Source organism: Wolbachia endosymbiont (group A) of Myopa testacea (genome assembly GCF_964027115.1).
Lineage (GTDB): Bacteria > Pseudomonadota > Alphaproteobacteria > Rickettsiales > Anaplasmataceae > Wolbachia.
Window position 1 is genome coordinate 40,503 of the sequence record NZ_OZ034729.1, and the last position, 17,103, is coordinate 57,605.

General features: G+C 34.2%; 16 protein-coding genes, 2 tRNA genes and 2 pseudogenes. 4 read left to right on the forward strand and 16 right to left on the reverse strand.

The genetic code is table 11. The annotated features are described in order from the left end of the window. Positions 1-208 precede the first annotated feature (208 nt). From AAGD91_RS00205 to rseP, 5 genes are read right to left on the reverse strand one after another with little or no spacing between them, the layout of a single operon-like run. Positions 209-3,178 carry a WPE palindromic element domain-containing protein gene (locus AAGD91_RS00205; protein ID WP_341821045.1) on the reverse strand — a complete coding sequence of 990 codons (2,970 nt, stop codon included), beginning with the start codon at positions 3,176-3,178 and terminating at the stop codon, positions 209-211. Positions 3,179-3,207: 29 nt separating this feature from the next. After that, positions 3,208-3,648: a 3-hydroxyacyl-ACP dehydratase FabZ gene (gene fabZ, locus AAGD91_RS00210; RefSeq protein ID WP_253309601.1), complete on the reverse strand. Its 441-nt coding sequence runs from the start codon at positions 3,646-3,648 to the stop codon at positions 3,208-3,210. Between the two features lie 4 nt (positions 3,649-3,652). After that, positions 3,653-4,204, reverse strand: a complete 552-nt coding sequence (locus AAGD91_RS00215; protein WP_341821046.1) for an OmpH family outer membrane protein — start codon at positions 4,202-4,204, stop codon at positions 3,653-3,655. Further along, entirely contained in the window at positions 4,205-6,541 is a 2,337-nt protein-coding gene (bamA, locus tag AAGD91_RS00220) for an outer membrane protein assembly factor BamA (protein WP_341821047.1), read from the reverse strand. Between the two features lie 7 nt (positions 6,542-6,548). Beyond that, positions 6,549-7,667, reverse strand: a complete 1,119-nt coding sequence (gene rseP / locus AAGD91_RS00225; RefSeq protein ID WP_341821048.1) for an RIP metalloprotease RseP — start codon at positions 7,665-7,667, stop codon at positions 6,549-6,551. A gap of 99 nt (positions 7,668-7,766) precedes the next feature. Here rseP and AAGD91_RS00230 point away from each other — a divergent pair, with 99 nt between their 5' ends. Further along, positions 7,767-8,045 carry a succinate dehydrogenase assembly factor 2 gene (locus tag AAGD91_RS00230; RefSeq protein WP_182158663.1) on the forward strand — a complete coding sequence of 93 codons (279 nt, stop codon included), beginning with the start codon at positions 7,767-7,769 and terminating at the stop codon, positions 8,043-8,045. On the opposite strand, the gene AAGD91_RS00235 is transcribed toward AAGD91_RS00230, so the two are convergent. The 3 genes from AAGD91_RS00235 to AAGD91_RS00245 form a co-directional block, all read right to left on the reverse strand. Further along, positions 8,020-8,346: a cell division protein ZapA gene (locus AAGD91_RS00235; protein ID WP_182183710.1), complete on the reverse strand. Its 327-nt coding sequence runs from the start codon at positions 8,344-8,346 to the stop codon at positions 8,020-8,022. The two genes, AAGD91_RS00230 and AAGD91_RS00235, sit on opposite strands and share 26 nt — an antisense overlap. A 72-nt stretch (positions 8,347-8,418) precedes the next feature. Then, the gene (locus tag AAGD91_RS00240; protein ID WP_010963035.1) at positions 8,419-8,697 is read right to left on the reverse strand and encodes an HU family DNA-binding protein; all 279 of its coding nucleotides are present in this window, start codon (positions 8,695-8,697) and stop codon (positions 8,419-8,421) included. A gap of 29 nt (positions 8,698-8,726) precedes the next feature. Continuing rightward, a complete protein-coding gene (locus tag AAGD91_RS00245; protein WP_341821049.1) occupies positions 8,727-10,379 on the reverse strand; it encodes a 30S ribosomal protein S1 in 1,653 nt (550 codons plus the stop codon). 147 nt (positions 10,380-10,526) lie between these two features. Here AAGD91_RS00245 and trmB point away from each other — a divergent pair, with 147 nt between their 5' ends. Further along, positions 10,527-11,192 carry a tRNA (guanosine(46)-N7)-methyltransferase TrmB gene (gene trmB, locus AAGD91_RS00250; protein WP_341821050.1) on the forward strand — a complete coding sequence of 222 codons (666 nt, stop codon included), beginning with the start codon at positions 10,527-10,529 and terminating at the stop codon, positions 11,190-11,192. Positions 11,193-11,215: 23 nt separating this feature from the next. Here trmB and AAGD91_RS00255 read toward each other — a convergent pair whose 3' ends face one another. The 8 genes and pseudogenes from AAGD91_RS00255 to AAGD91_RS00290 all read right to left on the reverse strand — a co-directional run bounded on the left by AAGD91_RS00255 (position 11,216) and on the right by AAGD91_RS00290 (position 16,244). Continuing rightward, on the reverse strand, positions 11,216-12,007 hold the full coding sequence (locus tag AAGD91_RS00255; RefSeq protein ID WP_341821051.1) for a putative folate metabolism gamma-glutamate ligase: 792 nt from the start codon (positions 12,005-12,007) through the stop codon (positions 11,216-11,218). A 76-nt stretch (positions 12,008-12,083) separates the two neighbouring features. Then, the gene (locus AAGD91_RS00260) at positions 12,084-12,596 is read right to left on the reverse strand and encodes a dihydrofolate reductase (protein WP_341821052.1); all 513 of its coding nucleotides are present in this window, start codon (positions 12,594-12,596) and stop codon (positions 12,084-12,086) included. Then, positions 12,593-13,891: pseudogene (folP, locus tag AAGD91_RS00265) on the reverse strand (dihydropteroate synthase). Before folP ends, AAGD91_RS00260 begins: the two are co-directional and overlap by 4 nt. After that, the gene (locus AAGD91_RS00270; protein ID WP_341821053.1) at positions 13,891-14,286 is read right to left on the reverse strand and encodes a dihydroneopterin aldolase; all 396 of its coding nucleotides are present in this window, start codon (positions 14,284-14,286) and stop codon (positions 13,891-13,893) included. The pseudogene folP and the gene AAGD91_RS00270 overlap by 1 nt, the downstream one beginning before the upstream one ends. A 31-nt stretch (positions 14,287-14,317) precedes the next feature. Continuing rightward, positions 14,318-14,977, reverse strand: a pseudogene (locus tag AAGD91_RS00275) (CADD family putative folate metabolism protein). A gap of 78 nt (positions 14,978-15,055) precedes the next feature. Further along, positions 15,056-15,132 (reverse strand) — tRNA-Ile (locus AAGD91_RS00280). A gap of 42 nt (positions 15,133-15,174) precedes the next feature. Continuing rightward, positions 15,175-15,498, reverse strand: coding sequence for a thioredoxin (gene trxA / locus AAGD91_RS00285; protein WP_253309585.1), 324 nt, complete (start codon positions 15,496-15,498; stop codon positions 15,175-15,177). A 125-nt stretch (positions 15,499-15,623) separates the two neighbouring features. Further along, the gene (locus AAGD91_RS00290) at positions 15,624-16,244 is read right to left on the reverse strand and encodes a ribonuclease D (RefSeq protein WP_341821054.1); all 621 of its coding nucleotides are present in this window, start codon (positions 16,242-16,244) and stop codon (positions 15,624-15,626) included. Positions 16,245-16,424: 180 nt separating this feature from the next. On the opposite strand from AAGD91_RS00290, the gene AAGD91_RS00295 reads away from it, so the two are divergent. Both AAGD91_RS00295 and AAGD91_RS00300 read left to right on the forward strand, forming a co-directional pair. Continuing rightward, positions 16,425-16,497, forward strand: a tRNA-Gly gene (locus AAGD91_RS00295). A gap of 115 nt (positions 16,498-16,612) precedes the next feature. Continuing rightward, positions 16,613-17,059 (forward strand): hypothetical protein, encoded by a 447-nt coding sequence (locus AAGD91_RS00300; RefSeq protein WP_341821055.1) that lies wholly within the window; start codon positions 16,613-16,615, stop codon positions 17,057-17,059. Positions 17,060-17,103 lie beyond the last annotated feature (44 nt).

Genomic DNA, 17,103 nt, shown 5'->3' on the forward strand with positions numbered 1-17,103 from the left:
ATCAGAGTTTAGAGGGTTATAGAGAAACCGGTCAGATTAGGTTTTTAATCTAATCTGACCGATAGCTTTAATAGTGAGGTAAGCTTTAATATAGCATTCTTAATTCACAATGCTACACTCGTGCATAATTTATTTTTAATTTGTGCACAAGCGTTAGTAAATTATTTACTTTTTAAAATAAAATTTGGCATCACTTTAATATCCAGACTTAGTAAACCTCAGTAGGGTTGCCAGTTGGACCCATAAGAATTACTTGTTCACCTTCTTTAAAACATTTACATAAATTAGTGGAACCGCCAGTTTCAAGCACAATAGTGGAAATAATTCCTTTTTTTTTGTCTACTTCAGTGCCGGTTACGCCTATACCTTCCATAGCAAGGTTTGTATTATTGGCTTTTCTGCTATTGGTTTCAAAATTTTGCAACCTAAAGAATTGTCCAGGTTTAAAATTCTTTGCCGCAAGTGGTGCTTTGATCACTATTTCCACAACTTTGTCTGTTAAATATTGAACTTTTATAACCTTTGCAGTGAATTGCTCTTTGATTTTATTGAAAAATTCTTTGTTAGCCAGGTGTTCTGATATTATTCCAGCGCGTGACGCTTTAGTGTACAAATGCTGCAATTTGTAGGTAATTCGCATAGCAGGTGGTGTCATGCAAGTAGCTGACACTGGAATCCAGTTCTGACTATACAACCATCTGGTGTACTCATTCAAAATTAAGTTTTCTGGATCCCAGTGCCTGGGAACTGGAATGACATCTTTTTTGGTGAAAGTTACTCTTACATTACAACATTCATACAATTGTGCATATGACTCCGAGATTCTAGCTGGAGTGGCAGAAATGAAGCTATTAACTCTATTCAAAAGCTGAGAAATGATAGGGTAACCATTCTTAGCGCTTGCCATAGCTTTCACGACGCTGCCGCTATACGAAGGATGAAGATCACCAAAAAAGCTAATTGTTTTATTGCCTTGCTTATATACTAATATTCTGTCTTTATTCTGCATCTTAGGAGAAAATATTGGATCTATTTCTTTTCCTGATGAATTCAAATGAGTAAAATACCCATTGCTTAATTTAAAATGCTTTTTATCTTCTGTTGCAATAACTGTATTTGGCTCAGTACCTGCTGCTATAAAAATAGAACGTGCTTTCATGCATTTGATTTCGCCGGATTTTGTGTCTATTAGTTTTATTGATTCAGCATGATTATATTTATCCGTCACAACTTCAACTGGCTCTAAGTTTTCAATAAAGTAAATCCCTTCTGACAGTGCATTTTGCACCTCTTCGCTATTTAATCGATAACTTGGCGAATCTTTTAGCTCTTTTCTATATACAACTTTCACTCCCCCCAAACTCTGCATTAACTCTAATATTTTTATTTCTCTACTCTCTTTTTTTGCTAACTTTTGCTTTTCTCGGATCAATTGTGCGTGCGATATAAACTCATTCGCAATTTCGCGCTCTTCCTCTGTCCAATCCTTTTCAACACAGTCCTTTCCATACTTATCAACTAATATCTCATAACGAAGAAGAAATTTTTCTGCTTGAATTGGATAATACGCTAAAGCTTCAGTGGCAGTGTCAATCGCAGTAAGCCCCGCACCTATGACAACTATCGGCATACGAACTTGCAGATTTGCTATAGAATCAAATTTAAGAGCGCCAGTCAGTTGTAACGACATAAGAAAGTCAGATGCCATACGCACTCCACGAGCTAGTATATCCTTTATTTTGATCATTCGTTGCTTGCCAGAGCCAAGTGCTAGTGCGATGTGATCAAAACCCAAGTTGAAAGCATCATCAACATTAATCGTGCCACCAAAACGAATGCCCCCATAAAGTGCGAAATTCTCACGTCTTTCCAGCAGTAATCTAATAATCTTTAAGTAATTTTTATCCCACCTAGAAGTAATGCCATATTCTGCCACTCCACCAAACCCACCTGCCGTGCGTTCACTCAATTTTTCGTGTTCAAAATCTTTAATTAGCTGGAAATTATCGATTAAAGGTTCAATCTTTAGTCCATCAATGGCGATAACGTTATGCCCATCATTCAACAAATGATGAGCTAAATTAAAACCAGCAGGACCAAGGCCTACAACTAGAACGTTTTTTCCGGTGTTTTCTCTTGGCAATGAACGCTGAAAATTTAAAGGATTCCAACGGCTGAGCAGAGAATATATTTCAAATCCGTACGGTAAATTAAGCACATCATCCAAAATCCTTGTTTCAATCATTGGCACATTCACGGGTTCTTGTTTCTGATATATGCACGAGTTCATGCAGTCATTGCATATTCTGTGCCCAGTAGCCGCACATAATGGGTTATCTATCATCACAATTGCAAGGCTTGCTATGCTGTAACCTTCGCTTTTCACCAGATTCATTTCTGATATTTTCTGTTCTAGTGGACAGCCATGCAGCTCAACTTTTAGTGGGGACTGTTTAAAAGTATTGTCGTTATTAATTAGCCCCTTTGAGCAGCTGTCCTTATTTTGCTTATGACAGAATATGCAGTAGTGAGCGTTATCTAATGCTTTGTTCAAACTCACCTTTTTGCTTGTTAGATCAAAACCATATCGTCTTTTTACTTCATTTGAATACAGCACTTCAACTTTGTCCACTTCTTTTTTAGAAAATGGCATGAGGTTTTCGTGGTCGATTTTTTTATGAATACTGAATAATATACTCTGTTTATTTTTTACTCTCCACACTGCATATTGTGCCGCAAGTTCTATTTCTTCTTTGTGATTTTCTTTATCTTCAAACCAATGCATCACCTGCTCGGCAAAATTTTTTTCTGTTGTTGGCAAAGTGAGAAAATGACTTAGTTTGTTAGTAATATCTATATTCGCCACATTAATGTATTTCTTCAATGCGTAGCGTTGGACAAATAACCTTTTGCATTTATATATCACAGCAAAGTCATTGTGTTTTTTCTTTAGCTCTTCTATTTCTTTTTCAATGTTGAAAAGTTTTGCAATGAACTCGTCAAATAAATATGAGAGGTCTATTATTAACTGGCTATCACCAATCTGATTTTCCCTTGCTTCAATTAATGAACAAAACAAGCTTTCATCACATGATTTAATATAATTCAAAAATGTCTCATCCAATTTTATTAATCCACTGCGAGTATATAAATTTGAAAATGAGATATTAAGCTGCATTATACAGTATGCACACTGTCTTTTGTATATTACGTATTTTGTAGCATAGCTAAAATCGTTGCTTCTGCAACCTTTTCTTCACCAACACACGCAATACACTCAAATTTACATGCACTTAAACGTGCGTTTTTAACATTAGCTTGCAGAATCAGTGTGTCCCCTGGAGTGACTGGCTTTCTGAATTTTGCATTTTCAATAGACATAAAGTAAATAGCTTTGTTTTCTATTGTACCTTGACTTTCTTTACCAAGAACACATATAGCAGATGCTTGAGCTAGAGATTCAATTATCAAGACTCCTGGCATTATTGGATGACCAGGGAAATGACCAATAAAAAATGGCTCATTAAAAGTCACATTTTTGATTGCTTTTATACTTTTACCAGGATCACACTCTATAACCCTATCTACTAAGAGAAACGGATAAGAATGTGGTAGTATTTTTATAATATCACTGATATTAAATTGCATAAGCCTACTCAATGCCTTTTAAAGCAAATTCAGGTATTTCCTTGTTTATATTGTTTAATACCATATCCGATAAATCAACTTCATCCATAGAGTATAAAACTTGGTTCTTTTTTGAAATAAATAGTACTAAATCTATGTTGTTTTTTTCTGCCGTTTTTTTAGCAACTTCTTTTATCTTGTTAAAAACACTCTCTACTGCATCTCTATAACTTTCTTCTAAATACAACATTTTTTTAGCGTAAGCATCTCTAGCATTTACAGTACGCTTATTAAACTGTTCTGTCTTTTCCTTTTTTGCTTCTTCTGACAAAAGTTCAAATTCTTCTTTTGATGGCTTAAGTTTTTCTAACTCACTTTCAAATTCTTGTTGTAATCTAGAATTCTGCTCCTTTATTTGTTGTTGTATGTTTCGCAGAGCAAGAGATTCATTGATAACTTTATCACTATCAATAATGGCAGCCTTTGTGTTCTGAGGTTGATATCCTGCAAACTTATACCCCACAAATAAGGAAATAATTAAGGCAATAACTGATATAAATAACTGTATATATTTCATTCAAATCCCCGCTTCAATAGAAAATTTAACATTTGGTGATGGTATTATATCATAAGATTCCTTTACTAAAGGAAACCCAAAATCTAACCTAAGTCTACCAAAAGGAGAAGGCATTGAAAAGCCAAAACCTGGTGACACTCTTATAAGCTTACTATCATTATATGGATCTTTATATTTCTCATTTTTATCATCTAAGCCAAAAAGTGTTGCATAGTCAACAAATAATGAGCCTTTGATACCAGCATAGTCATATAGTTTTGGTAGTGGGAAATCTACTTGCTGTGTTAAATTAAAATAAGTTTTGCCTCCCAATGAGCTTTTATTTTTGTCTTCTGCTCTTGGTCCAATGCCGGAAAGGTCAAATCCTCTAATCTCATTACCCCCTTTAAAAAAGTGCTGGCCAATGTTTAGATCTTCATCGGTATAAGAAAAAATATGACCTGCTGCCATCTTAAAGCGTAGTATTATGCTATCGTCAATTTTACTTAATATAGGATGCGTGTAAAAAGACAAGAACTCAGATTTTAGGAAGTTTACATTTCCTCCCAATCCTGAAATATCCTGACTTATACGCAATAAATATCCTTCTTTTGGAGCATAAAGATTATCCAGTTTATTATATGCCAATGTGTATCCTACTGATGAAATCTGATGTTCACCTCCTTGCCCCTTTATTATATCAGAGATGTCATTGTCTTTTCCACCCTTATTATCCATGTATATACGGTTATACTTGTAAGAGTAGCGAATGGAATTAGTTAAGTTTTCTATAACTTTGTATGATAATTTTGTTGAAAATCCCATGTCACAACTGTCGAAGCTAGTGTGTGGTTTATCTTGTTTTTCATAAAATACGCCCACACCTAGTGATGTATCAGAATCGTTAAAATTATTTTCAACAACCTCTACATTAGTAGAAAGTGAATATTTATTTTTTTCAAGAGCAAAAGAGAGCTCTTTACCACTACCAAATAAATTACGATCTGTGAAATCAGTTTTTACAAATGCTCCGCCAGGAAAGGACATACCTCCTGCTAAAGATAATGAGGCAGTTCTTTTTTCTTTAACATTTAAGTCAAGATTTACTGCATTGTCATTAACTGCGTAACTATTTACTTTCACTGTTTCAAAAAAATCACTACTCATTAGTTTTTTACGTGATTTTTGAATCTCAGATATATTGTATGCATCACCTTCTGCTATACTTAGCTTACTTCTGATCACTTTATCTAAAGTGCGATCGTTACCATCAATTGTAATTTGATTTATATAAATCTTTTTACCCGGCAGCACTCTGTAGGTCACATCTACAACATTGTCACGTTGTGCATACTCTGGATTAACTTTTGCAAATATATATCCTTTCTCATTTAAATACTTGTTTATTTTTTCTACTGTATTATTAATTTTAACTCTATTAAATATCTTATCGTTTTCCTCTGTTATAAAGTCCAATATTTCTTCTTTTAGGCTTAAATCCTGAATTTCAGTTTCAATATTAACCTCATTATTTCCAAACAAATATTGCTGTCCTTCGTCAATCAAAAAAGTCAATTCTATCTGATTGTTATTATTAACCTCAACAATCGGTTGAATATTATTTTGAATATATCCCTTAGACGAATAAAAACGATAGAGCAATTCTGTGTTAATCAATAAATATTGTGGTGAATAACGAGTTCCGCCCTTAAACATGGCTCTAAATAACTTACTAAATATGTCATTACTATGCACTTTAATAGCTTGCTCTAGCTCGTTTTCAGAAAAGTTTTTGTTACCTATAAATCTTATATCCTTAATTTTAGAGGTTTTACCTTCTTTTATTTTAAAAATTAGATTGACCCTATTACTATCAAGCTTATTCAGCTCATATGCAACGTTAACACCAACCTTACCGTTATTTCTATAAGTAGTGATTAAATTCATTAAATCGTTTTGCAATTTTGTTTCAGTGAAAATAGTTAGCGATTTTGATTGAATTACATTATTTAGCAGCTCTTTGCTGTTAAATAATTTATTACCCTTTAATATTATCTTGTTAATTAGTGGATTTTCTTGAATTTTTACTACTAAATTTTTTTTATCATCGATATAAGCGTTAACACTAGCAAACAACTTTGTTTTATATAAACCTTTTATAATCGAATCTATATCATCGTCGTCTACATAGCTACCAGGTTCTAACTTTATATAAAACCCTATTGTTTGATTGCTTACTCGCTCATTGCCAATGCATTTGATATCTTTTATCTGTACTTTTTCCTTATTTTCTAAAGCAACAAGTAGAGCGGGAAAGGAGATAAAAATTACTATTAGTATGTAAAATAGCTTTTTCATATTTATTTTAAAAGAGACTCCTAACATCATTCGAAATTGCAATTGCCATCAGCAAGAACAAAATGAAAGCACCAAAGGTAGCCTCATATTTTTGATATTTCAAACTTAAATCTCTACGTATAACTGCTTCTATAATATAACGAAATAAATGCCCACCATCCAGTAGCGGAATTGGTAGCAAGTTAATCGCAGCTAAATTAGCTGAAATAATTGCCATGAGATACACAACCATAATAAATCCTTTTTTGGCTGATTGCCCTGAATATTTTGCAATTTTTATTGGTCCACCTATTTCACTTGCACTTCTCTTACCAACGATAATTTGAAAGATAGCTTTGATCGTTAAGCACATAGTGTGGTAAGTTTCACTTACTGATAAGCTCACAGCCCCAAGAAAAGATGACTGCTTTAATGTATTGACTGAAATAATCCCTATAGTTTCTCTTTCTATTATGTTGCCAAAAACATCTCTACTCTCAATTGTCAATGGAGTCAGGCTAGTTCTACGCTCCTCATTATTTCTGCTATATTTAATTTCCATTCTCGTCTTGGGGTTCGACATTATCACACATGAAATATCTTCAAAGTATTTTATTTTATGTTTATTGATTTGTGTAATAGTGTCACCTGGTAATAGGCCAGCTTGTTTGGCTGCACTTCCTTCAATTACATCCCTAATCACCGGTGGAGTGCGGTAATAACCTGCCGTGCTAAAAAATATTGTAAAAGCTATAACAGCAAGTATCATATTTGCAAAAGGTCCTGCAAAAACCACTGCTGCTTTTTTATACCGCGGTTTTGTATGAAATGAATACAACTTTTCTTCTTCAGTTAATTCTTTTTGATCATCTGGGACACTCGCTGCATTAGTATCCCCTAACATTTTAACATAACCACCCAATGGAACAGCGCTTAGTTTCCATCTAGTTCCAGACTTATCGTTAAAACCAAAAATTTCAGGACCAAAACCTATAGAAAAAGATTCAACTTTAACTTTGCATGCTTTGGCGACAACATAATGCCCATATTCATGCACAAACACTATAACAGAAATGATTAAGGCAAATGACAAAAAACAATATATTCCATTGCCAAACTGATGAATGAAATTCGAAATTAACTCCACCTGTGTATTTAGATCTTAAACAAATGTTAAGTATATTAAAACGCGCCTCGCTTGACAAGTATTTAGTTTAACTTTTAAATTAAAAAAAGTTTAATTGTAATGACAGATACCTCACTACTCAGAAGAAAATTGATGTATAGAAGCTGGCATAGGGGTTGCAAAGAAACCGATATACTTTTAGGGCATTTCGCATTGAAATATCTTGATAAATTTTCCTTGAGCGAACTAATCGAATACGAAAAAATAGTTGATCTTGATGATTACGAATTATATTGTTACATAACTCGTAAGACAAACCTCCCTCCTGGCTTAAATAGTCAGATAGTCAATTTAATTGCTTGCTTTATTGAAGCTAATCCTTTATGCACTCAAGATTAGTGATAATCTTATTTACCTTATCTAGTACCTCAATATATTCTATTCTTTTCTCGTTTCTATACTTTTCGCGCTCTTGATTTGCTTCATCCAACCGCTTTGTTAATTCTAAAATTTTATCCTCAAGAATTAGCGCTGCAAGTAAGAAATTTAATGCATCCGAACCCTTACCTCCAGTTTTTTGAGATACAGAACCAACTAGCTTGTCAAAACTATTAGCAAGACGTAATAAATGGCTCTTCTTCCCACTTTCGCAAGATATTTTGTATGTGTTATTACGTATAACTATTTCTACTACTTGCATATGGTGCTAAAAATTTCTATCGTACAGTATAAACTCAAACCCCTACTTTCATCTTATTTATGGTATAAATTTTTATTCATTTATCAAATCAGATAATTTTTTACTGCTACGAAAATATGTTTTAAAGTATTGATTCTTTGTAAACTTCTGTAACATTAAATGGCTTGTTTCTTTCAAGTTATAACTTCTAACTGAAAAAGAACCAAACCCCCTAATTTCAACTCTATTATGATGCTTCAATGTGCTTGAAAGTATCCCAAAAAATCTATCAACTATAGCTGCTATAACAATCTTATCTAAAAAAGGATGTCTTTTTGCTACCCTCGCTATTATATCAGACTTTGTTGCCATTTATATGAAGCCAAAATAAGTAAACCTTATCACTTAGCAGATAATACTATGTTATATTCTTCAACACCCAATACTTCAACTTCTATTTTTTCTGATACAGAGAACTTTTTATTTTCCGGTAAATGCTCTTGATCTATTAGAAGGGTTACATCGTTCTCAACTTCAACGACTAGTCCATTATCTTCTCTCTTATCTACAATAACCTGTATTTTATTGCCTACCTTAACTTTCTTTATCAGTTCTTCAAGAGGATCATACTCTATTTGTTTTATTCCAAGATAAATTCTTGCCCGATTCATGTTAGCCCTTATTACTTTTGCTTCTATTTTATCACCTACATTATACTTCTTTATCTCATCTGAGCTATTTTTAGACCAACTTAAATCTTTCACATATATTGTCCCTTCTACGTTCTCATCTATTTCAGAATCATTGAAAGCAACAGATACATATGAGCCGGTATTATTCTTCACTTCACCAGAAACAATAGAACCAGGAGGATATTTATTGATAAATACTTGCCAAGGGTTGTCTACACACCTTTTCATGCTTAAGCTCATCCTACTCTTAGCAATGTCAATACTGAGAATTTTTACATATACTTCTTGTCCCCTTGTTAAGAGACTACTAACTGGTAAATTACTCTTAACCCAAGTTATTTCTGACGAGTGCACTAAACCTTCAATTCCAGGTCTAAGCTCAACAAACAATCCATAATCTTCTATGCTTGTTACATAACCCTTATGCACACTATCAACTGGATATTTTGACTCTGCATCTTGCCAAGGGCTATCTTCTAGCTGTTTCACACCCAAGGAAATTTTAGCATTTTCCTTATCTATTTTTATAATTTTAACTTTTATAGTCTGCCCACAAGCAAAAACTGCAGATGGATGACTCACTCTACTCCAAGAGATATCTGTAATATGTAGCAACCCATCTATAACTCCCACTACATCTGATTCATGAATACCGACAAATACACCGTAATGAGTGATGCTTTTTATTTTTCCTTCTATTATATCGCCTTCATTTAAAGATTCTAAAAATTTAATTTTTTCACCAGCGTGCAATTTTTCTAACACCAGCTTTCTTGATACTACAATATTACCTTGCTTCTTATCCATTTTAAGCACGATGAACTTTTGTTCAGTTTCAATAAGGTGCTTCGCGTCTTTTACTTGCTTCAAATCCACATGACTCAGCGGTAAAAAAGCGCTTATTCCGTCACCAAGATCAACAATAAAACCACATTTAATTGAGCGTTTAATAACTCCGCTTACTTCAGCTCTTGTAACTGTATCTTCTTCCAACTTATTCCATTTCTCGTCTCTAATTGCTTTTTCACGGCTAAGAACAACATTACCATGATAATCTTCAATTCTTTCCACATAAACTCTAATTTTCGAGCCAATAATGATCTCATCATTACAACCGAGTTCCTTGATCAGAATTCTCCCGTCAGACTTTAAACCAATATCAACCACAACGTCGTTAGGGTTTATTCTTGTAATTACACCTTCTACCACATCTCCTTCTTTAATTTTGTTAATAAAAGAATCTTCAAACAAGGCATTATCTTGATCCTCAAATTGGCCTTGACATATCTCTTCTATAAACTTGTTTGATGATAGCTTTCTGATAGTAACCGGTAGATTTACAACTGGATCATTATTATTCATGCAATGTGACCTTTAATTTAAACTTTATTAGAACTCATATATTATATAATATTAATAATTATTGACAAGTAATTTTTCGTTAATTCATTTCGAGAATTGTTTAAGCTATATAAAATATAGTGAGAAAATTATATATGTATCAAGAATATGCTATTTAAGAATAGCAAGTGGATTAGATCGTTCTCCAGAAGGTCCAGGTTAAAACCGGATGTTGATGAAATATTGGAAAAATATTCTATTCAAAACAGCAAGGAATCTATAGAGAAGATTGTAAATTCACGAAAAAGAATATGGGTAGAAATAGGCTTTGGCAACGGTGAAAATATGCTTTACCAGGTGCTCAATGAACCTGATCTATTATTTATAGGATGTGAGCCCTACTTAAAGGTGGTTTCTCGCTTGCTAACAAACATAGAAATACAAAACATAAAAAACATTTTAATATGGACAGAAGATGCAAGAGAATTGATTGCAAATTTTCCTGACAACAGTGTTGAAAGATTCTTTATCCTCTTTCCAGATCCATGGCCAAAAAGAAGTCACAATAAAAGACGATTAATTAATACGGAATTTTTAAATTTATTAGCAAAAAAAATACTTATAACAGGGGAAATATTCATTGCAACCGATCATCAGGACTATGCAGAGTGGATAGCATCACATATAAAGCAGTGTAACTCTTTAATCTATAGGGAAGACGATTTCACAAGTTATACTCTTACAAAATACCACAAAAGAGCGCTCAAAGATCAGCGTAAAGTAAGGTTCTTTAAAGTAAGTGTTATTAATAATTTGCAGACTATGGATCAATAGAGTTTTTGCATATCTCTTTTACGTTAACTATAGATTAAAAATAATAAAAAAAGAGGGAGAAATAGCAAATTTTTTAAGTTTCTCTTTAACCAACGGGCTTCCATGAGGAGAGGAGAGTAAAGATCTTTTTTCATAGATATCTTAACACTTTTTTCTTCTTTTGTAGTTGGCGGACGAGTAAGAAAGCGAACCTTTGGTGCACCACTAATTATTGCCATTGGTGTTTGCTCTGCCCCTTCTCCCATAACTAAAACAGCAGATGTTGCCAGTGCATCAAGAAGATTGACTTGTGTTACTTGCAGTGATTGATTATAAAGATCTGGCTTGCCTATATAGGAATAAAGTGGTTCAAATCCACACCAACCAAGAGCAACGCCCGTAACCCCACGACGTATAGGTGTTACATTACTATCTGTAATCAAAATGCCAAGATGTTTTATGCAGTGTTTTGTCTTGAGATAGTTCCATATTGATAGAGCTGTTTTCTGAACATCCTTTGGGTATAAAATATACATTTCATTACCATTTGATTCATCAATGCCAGCAGATGGAATTAAGATATTATCTTTAATCGTTAAACAGATACTATGAGGATTGTGGTCCACATCAACAATTGCATCAGCTTCTCTTTTGATTAGCTCTTCTTTAGAACAAGCAGTTTTGCAAACTACTTGTTTTTGACAAACGGAAATGATTTTTGATGTGATAGCAAGAACAACTTCCTCTCTTAGCAACTCTGAAACATAGCGATCAAGAACCTGCTCTAATACTTCTCCACATTCAATGCGGTGGGTATAAATTGCTTTAACATACATACTATTACATCAAAAAGTTTCTCATAAAAGCCCTCTTGCCTGTTGTTTCAGTTGGCATAATTTACAATTAAGAGACTTAATGAGCTTCACAATTTTTTCTTCCATCTTTATCACGTGTTAACCTACATATAGTATAATCTTTTGTTTTAGCAAGAGCGGTTTTATACCATCCATCAAGAAGTGTTAAGTTGAAATATACATCACCTTTATAAAGTCTGTGAATTTCTGTTATGATAAACTCTGAAATTAGATCATACTCCAAAAAAAGGTGCGCTATTTGTGCTCCACCAATCACGAAGACTTTAGAACTACCTTGGATTGACAAAAACTCTTGCATAGAAGAAATAATAGTGCACTTTATACCTCTATTAAAACAAGAACTTAACTCGTTACGAGAAAAAACAACAGGGATACGATCCTTTAATATGTTTTGGGGTATTATCTCAAATGTTTTTCTTCCCATAACAATAACTTGTTTGTCAATCACCTGACGAAAATGATCTAACTCACTTGGATAATGCCAGGGCAATCCATTATTTATTCCAATTACCCCCTTGGGATCAACAGCCATAATTCCGATAACTATCATCCCTGTAAAGCAGCTTGAGCTACAAAAAATCGCATGTGACCACGCACATTATGCACTCGAAGGAAATCAACCTTGTTGTGCAATGCAGATGATAAAGCAATTGTTTCTAAATCTCGGTTAAAGACAGGTTCTGTAGAAAAAGAAGAAATAAATGACTTTCTAGAATGACCAACCAGAACTTTGCAGCCAAAACTTTGCAATGCTTCTATATTGCGTAAAAGCCAGATATTCTGATATAGAGATTTTCCAAAACCAATACCAGGATCAATAATTATCGAGCTTTGATCAAAACCTAGGGTAAGTAACCTGCTAATGCTCTTCTCTGCCCAATTATTTATGATATCAATTGGGTCAGTGTCGTCTGGAATAATGTTGTCTCTATGTGGTGGTATTGAAAGTGAATGCATAATAACGATGCTGCAACCATTACTAGCAATTGCTTTTAAGGTATTATTATCTAGAGCTTCCTTCTGATCGTTTACCCAGGTAATTTTGTAGTGTTTTAAAACATTCAAAATAACATCTGGCCAGAAACTATCAATGCTAACTTTAATATCGCCAGCTTTCATATAATCGCTAAGATTATCAAGTACTGGCTTTAGACGTGCATACTCTTCCTCTGGGATCTGCATTAAAGATCCAGGTCTTGTTGATTGAGCACCAAGATCAACTATACTTGCACCGTCTGATACCAGTTGCAGTGCTTGCTTGGTTGCTTGATCTGCATCATAATAAAGACCACCATCTGAAAATGAATCAAGAGTAATATTGACAATACCAACAAGCTCTGGCGAAAGCGTAAAACTCTTTAAAAAACAATCTTGAATGTTAGGGATATCATAAGCAACAGTACCGAACGTCTTGTTGATTATTGGAGTATTATCCATAGGGTTCAGCATTGCCATCAAGTGAAGCAAAAATGGTCTGTTTATCAATTCTGGGTGAGGAATTCTAAGGTAGGGTGTATCGAGCGTTAGATCATCCCATAATAAAATATCCAAATCAATAACGCGAGGTGCCCACTTTTCATAGACCTGCGGACGGCCAATATCACACTCAATTTGTTTTAGACCTTTTAATAGCTCTTCGGGAGAAGAAGAACAACTTCCATAGACAATCATGTTGAGAAATGGCTTATCCCACTCAGGTGGAGCACCGTTTGGTAAAATGGCCTTAGTTTCTAGAATGATCGAAGACTTTAAATCTTTAAAATAGCGTTCCTTTAGTAACTGAGTAGCCCTTTATAAATGGGAAAAGCGATTTCCTATATTTGAGCCAATAGAAATATAGATCATTAGTTACCTTCCTGTTCTTGTAATGTATTACAATAAGTAAAGAGAACACCTCCATGCACACCGGGAACGGGTGGTGCAACTTTGTGAGCAGTCACTCTTATGGAAGAAATAATATGTTTTTTTTGCACCAAAAGATTATTAATGGCTCTGTATATATCATGGGTTAAGTGCTCGATTAAATTGAATTGCTTGCTTTGAACGAGAGATTGAATACTCTGAACTACCTCCAAGTAGCATATAGTATCCTCAAGCCGGTCAGTTGTAAGTCCTAAAGGGGGGGATTTAAAGTTAAAATCAATATTAACACTAACTAATTGAGAATGAAACTTCTCTTCTGCACTACATCCTAAATGAACCCAAAGCCGCAGGTCAGATATAAGAAGATTAAATTGCATTTTAATATCACTGAGTTTAATCTACTTACAATTAATGACACACACTAGCGTTCATCATCCCGTCAAGAAAACCCCACAAGAGTTTTGCTCCTTTTTTAGCGCCTTGCATGGCTTTCTCTTGCTCTTCTTCGCTTAAGTCTGCAATAAGATTTGCACATTCCTCAGAATGCCATTCATCAGCATGCATATGAACCGTAAAAAATTGAAGAGAACGCTCATCACTTATTGAATAGTGTTTTTTTTAACCTTCAATTTTAGACTTAGAAACCTCTGGAGTTTGACGTTCATAAGCATAAAGTGCACCCAAACCGGAAGCAAAGTCTGATCGTACAATATCAAAGTAACCATCAACTAACTCCTGTGTCTCTTTAATCTGTGCATCCTTATGGAGATCAGAACGTGTTACACCAAGCCCTTCAGCAAAACGTTTCCATAACTCTGGGTGATTTTCATCACCTTGTTCTTCTTCTATTAAATTACCAAGCAAAACCTGTCGCATTTTTAGATCTGGGCACAAAAAATGTATACCACTGATATAACGAGGAAACGCAGCAACGTAGTGATAATATTCTTTAGCATAGGTTTGTAAAGCTTGCAAGCTTAAGCTTCCTGTATTCCATGATTGGTAGAATGGATGATTTAGTAAGTGCAACTCATCTAACTTATTATTCAAAGATTTAGTCAATTCCATTATTTCCTCTATTATATCAACATATAATTCATATACTATAGTTTTCTCATTGTTATGATCATGCTAAGATCAACACAATGGTGGGATTGGTAGGACTCGAACCTACGACCAATTCGTTATGAGCGAACTGCTCTAACCGACTGAGCTACAATCCCTTTTATCAATATTTATAATACACACAAAAGCAAATTTGTCTATTAGCTTATTTCACTATCAACCCAACTTAGCAAATCATTTGTTGCACCAATTTTGCGTGCAATTTCCTTACCATCTTGAAATATGATTAAAGTGGGTATAGATTGCACTCCATACTTACTTGGCACTTCAGTCCCTTCATCTATATCGAACTTGCAGATCTTAATCTTGCCTTTTCTGTCTTTAGCCAACTGTTCAATACGCGGCATTAGACTTTTACATGGACCACACCATTCTGCCCAAAAGTCTATCAGAACAAACCCTTTATAGTCAGTGACTTCAGATTTGAAATTTTGATCATTTACTGATATAATGTCATCACTCATAAAATACCTAAACTTAGAACGATTGCTTGTAAAATATAGCGCATCAATCAACAGTTAATCAACTAAATTCTTCTGAAAAATTGCCCTAAAGTGTCTTGCACAAACAAAAAACTTCTCACAAATGGTTATATCTGATGATTAAAGATATCCACGTTTTCCCAACCCATTAAGTCTAACTCAATGCGAGTAGGAAGAAATTCAAAGCACTTTTGGGCCAATTCTTTTCTATTTTCACGTTCCAACATTAAATCTAGCTTTTCCTTTATCTTATGGAGATACAAAACATCAGATGCAGCATAATTTTTTTGTTTGTCTGTCAAATTTTCATTTCCCCAATCAGAAGATTGCTGTTGCTTATTTAATTTGGTATCAAGTAGTTCTAAGCACAGTTCTTTTAAGCTATGATTATCTGTGTAAGTGCGAACTAACCGTGAAGCTATTTTTGTGCAATAGCACGGAAGTGCCCAAGTTTTCAAGTAATAATGTATTATGCTCAGATCAAATCGCGCGAAGTGAAATATTTTAGTTATATTTTTATCCTCTAATATTTTTCTCAAATTTGGCGCTGTGTAATCGTTCTTGAGTTGAACTAAGTGAACGTTGCCATCATTAAAAGAGAGCTGCACAAGGCATAATCTATCTCTGCTATGAAGTAGCCCCATTGCCTCGGTATCAACAGCTATAGAACTTATATCATCAGGTATTGAACTAGCTGGCAAGTCGTCTTTATATAAAAATATTCCCATAAAATTAATACATTTTTTGGCACAATTGAAAACCTATGATAATCAAAAATTAGCCTTAAGTATACGAAAAGATCATAGAAGGAACCACGCAAATTTATGGGCTCTCACATTTTTCGTGTACACGGGGTTTACAAATCGCTGTATATGCCTATAATTAAGTAAATTTAGGTTAATTTAATTGCGGGAGTAGCTCAGTTGGTAGAGCGCAACCTTGCCAAGGTTGAGGTCGAGGGTTCGAATCCCTTCTCCCGCTCTTTTTTAATTAAAAAATTTATTTACTTACTTAATAAACTGAGCTGTACTAAAATTAGCTAAAAGCTTTTTAGAAAATTAATTAAGGAGGTTATATTAATGATGATACTAAAGGAATGTTATTTTTCTTAGGTGGAACTGCAACAATAGCAGCACTTACAGGTTTGGGACTCAGTTTTACAGCTCTGTCACCCTTGGTAATGGGTGGAATTGTTGCTGTCGTTCCTGTAACCTTATTTGTTGCATGTGTAATACTTAATAAGATAAAAGAAAAAGAACTCTCTAAAAAAGACTTTTTTCTTGGCGCTTATTTTTGCATTGCATCTGCTGCAGTTGGAGTTGGTTTAGCTGCAGCTTGCACTGCCATTTTTCCTAGTGCAACGCTTGGAATGGGATCTGCAGCCTTAGCAGGTGCAACAATAGGGGTGATAGCGCCAATTGCAACGTTTTGTGCAGATGCAGCTACAGCATTTGCAGCTAGAAAAGTGAATGAGTATATCATATCACCTGTAGTTAAGAGTTTTTCTTCAAAAGGAGAAGAGCGCAATCTATCTGCAAAATAATCAAAAAGTTGTTTGACGTTAGCATTTAGTTTTCTTTATAATTT

What these genes read in the sequence shown, in the direction of transcription:
- AAGD91_RS00260 (WP_341821052.1), bottom strand. Translation starts at nt 12,596, where the DNA reads ATGATAGTTATCGGAATTATGGCTGTTGATCCCAAGGGGGTAATTGGA.
- AAGD91_RS00215 (WP_341821046.1), bottom strand. Translation starts at nt 4,204, where the DNA reads ATGAAATATATACAGTTATTTATATCAGTTATTGCCTTAATTATTTCC.
- AAGD91_RS00255 (WP_341821051.1), bottom strand. Translation starts at nt 12,007, where the DNA reads ATGTATGTTAAAGCAATTTATACCCACCGCATTGAATGTGGAGAAGTA.
- AAGD91_RS00235 (WP_182183710.1), bottom strand. Translation starts at nt 8,346, where the DNA reads ATGCAAGTAGTAGAAATAGTTATACGTAATAACACATACAAAATATCT.
- AAGD91_RS00290 (WP_341821054.1), bottom strand. Translation starts at nt 16,244, where the DNA reads ATGGGAATATTTTTATATAAAGACGACTTGCCAGCTAGTTCAATACCT.
- AAGD91_RS00240 (WP_010963035.1), bottom strand. Translation starts at nt 8,697, where the DNA reads ATGGCAACAAAGTCTGATATAATAGCGAGGGTAGCAAAAAGACATCCT.
- AAGD91_RS00205 (WP_341821045.1), bottom strand. Translation starts at nt 3,178, where the DNA reads ATGCAGCTTAATATCTCATTTTCAAATTTATATACTCGCAGTGGATTA.
- AAGD91_RS00270 (WP_341821053.1), bottom strand. Translation starts at nt 14,286, where the DNA reads ATGCAATTTAATCTTCTTATATCTGACCTGCGGCTTTGGGTTCATTTA.
- fabZ (WP_253309601.1), bottom strand. Translation starts at nt 3,648, where the DNA reads ATGCAATTTAATATCAGTGATATTATAAAAATACTACCACATTCTTAT.
- AAGD91_RS00230 (WP_182158663.1), top strand. Translation starts at nt 7,767, where the DNA reads ATGACAGATACCTCACTACTCAGAAGAAAATTGATGTATAGAAGCTGG.
- AAGD91_RS00245 (WP_341821049.1), bottom strand. Translation starts at nt 10,379, where the DNA reads ATGAATAATAATGATCCAGTTGTAAATCTACCGGTTACTATCAGAAAG.
- trxA (WP_253309585.1), bottom strand. Translation starts at nt 15,498, where the DNA reads ATGAGTGATGACATTATATCAGTAAATGATCAAAATTTCAAATCTGAA.
- trmB (WP_341821050.1), top strand. Translation starts at nt 10,527, where the DNA reads ATGCTATTTAAGAATAGCAAGTGGATTAGATCGTTCTCCAGAAGGTCC.
- AAGD91_RS00300 (WP_341821055.1), top strand. Translation starts at nt 16,613, where the DNA reads ATGTTATTTTTCTTAGGTGGAACTGCAACAATAGCAGCACTTACAGGT.
- bamA (WP_341821047.1), bottom strand. Translation starts at nt 6,541, where the DNA reads ATGAAAAAGCTATTTTACATACTAATAGTAATTTTTATCTCCTTTCCC.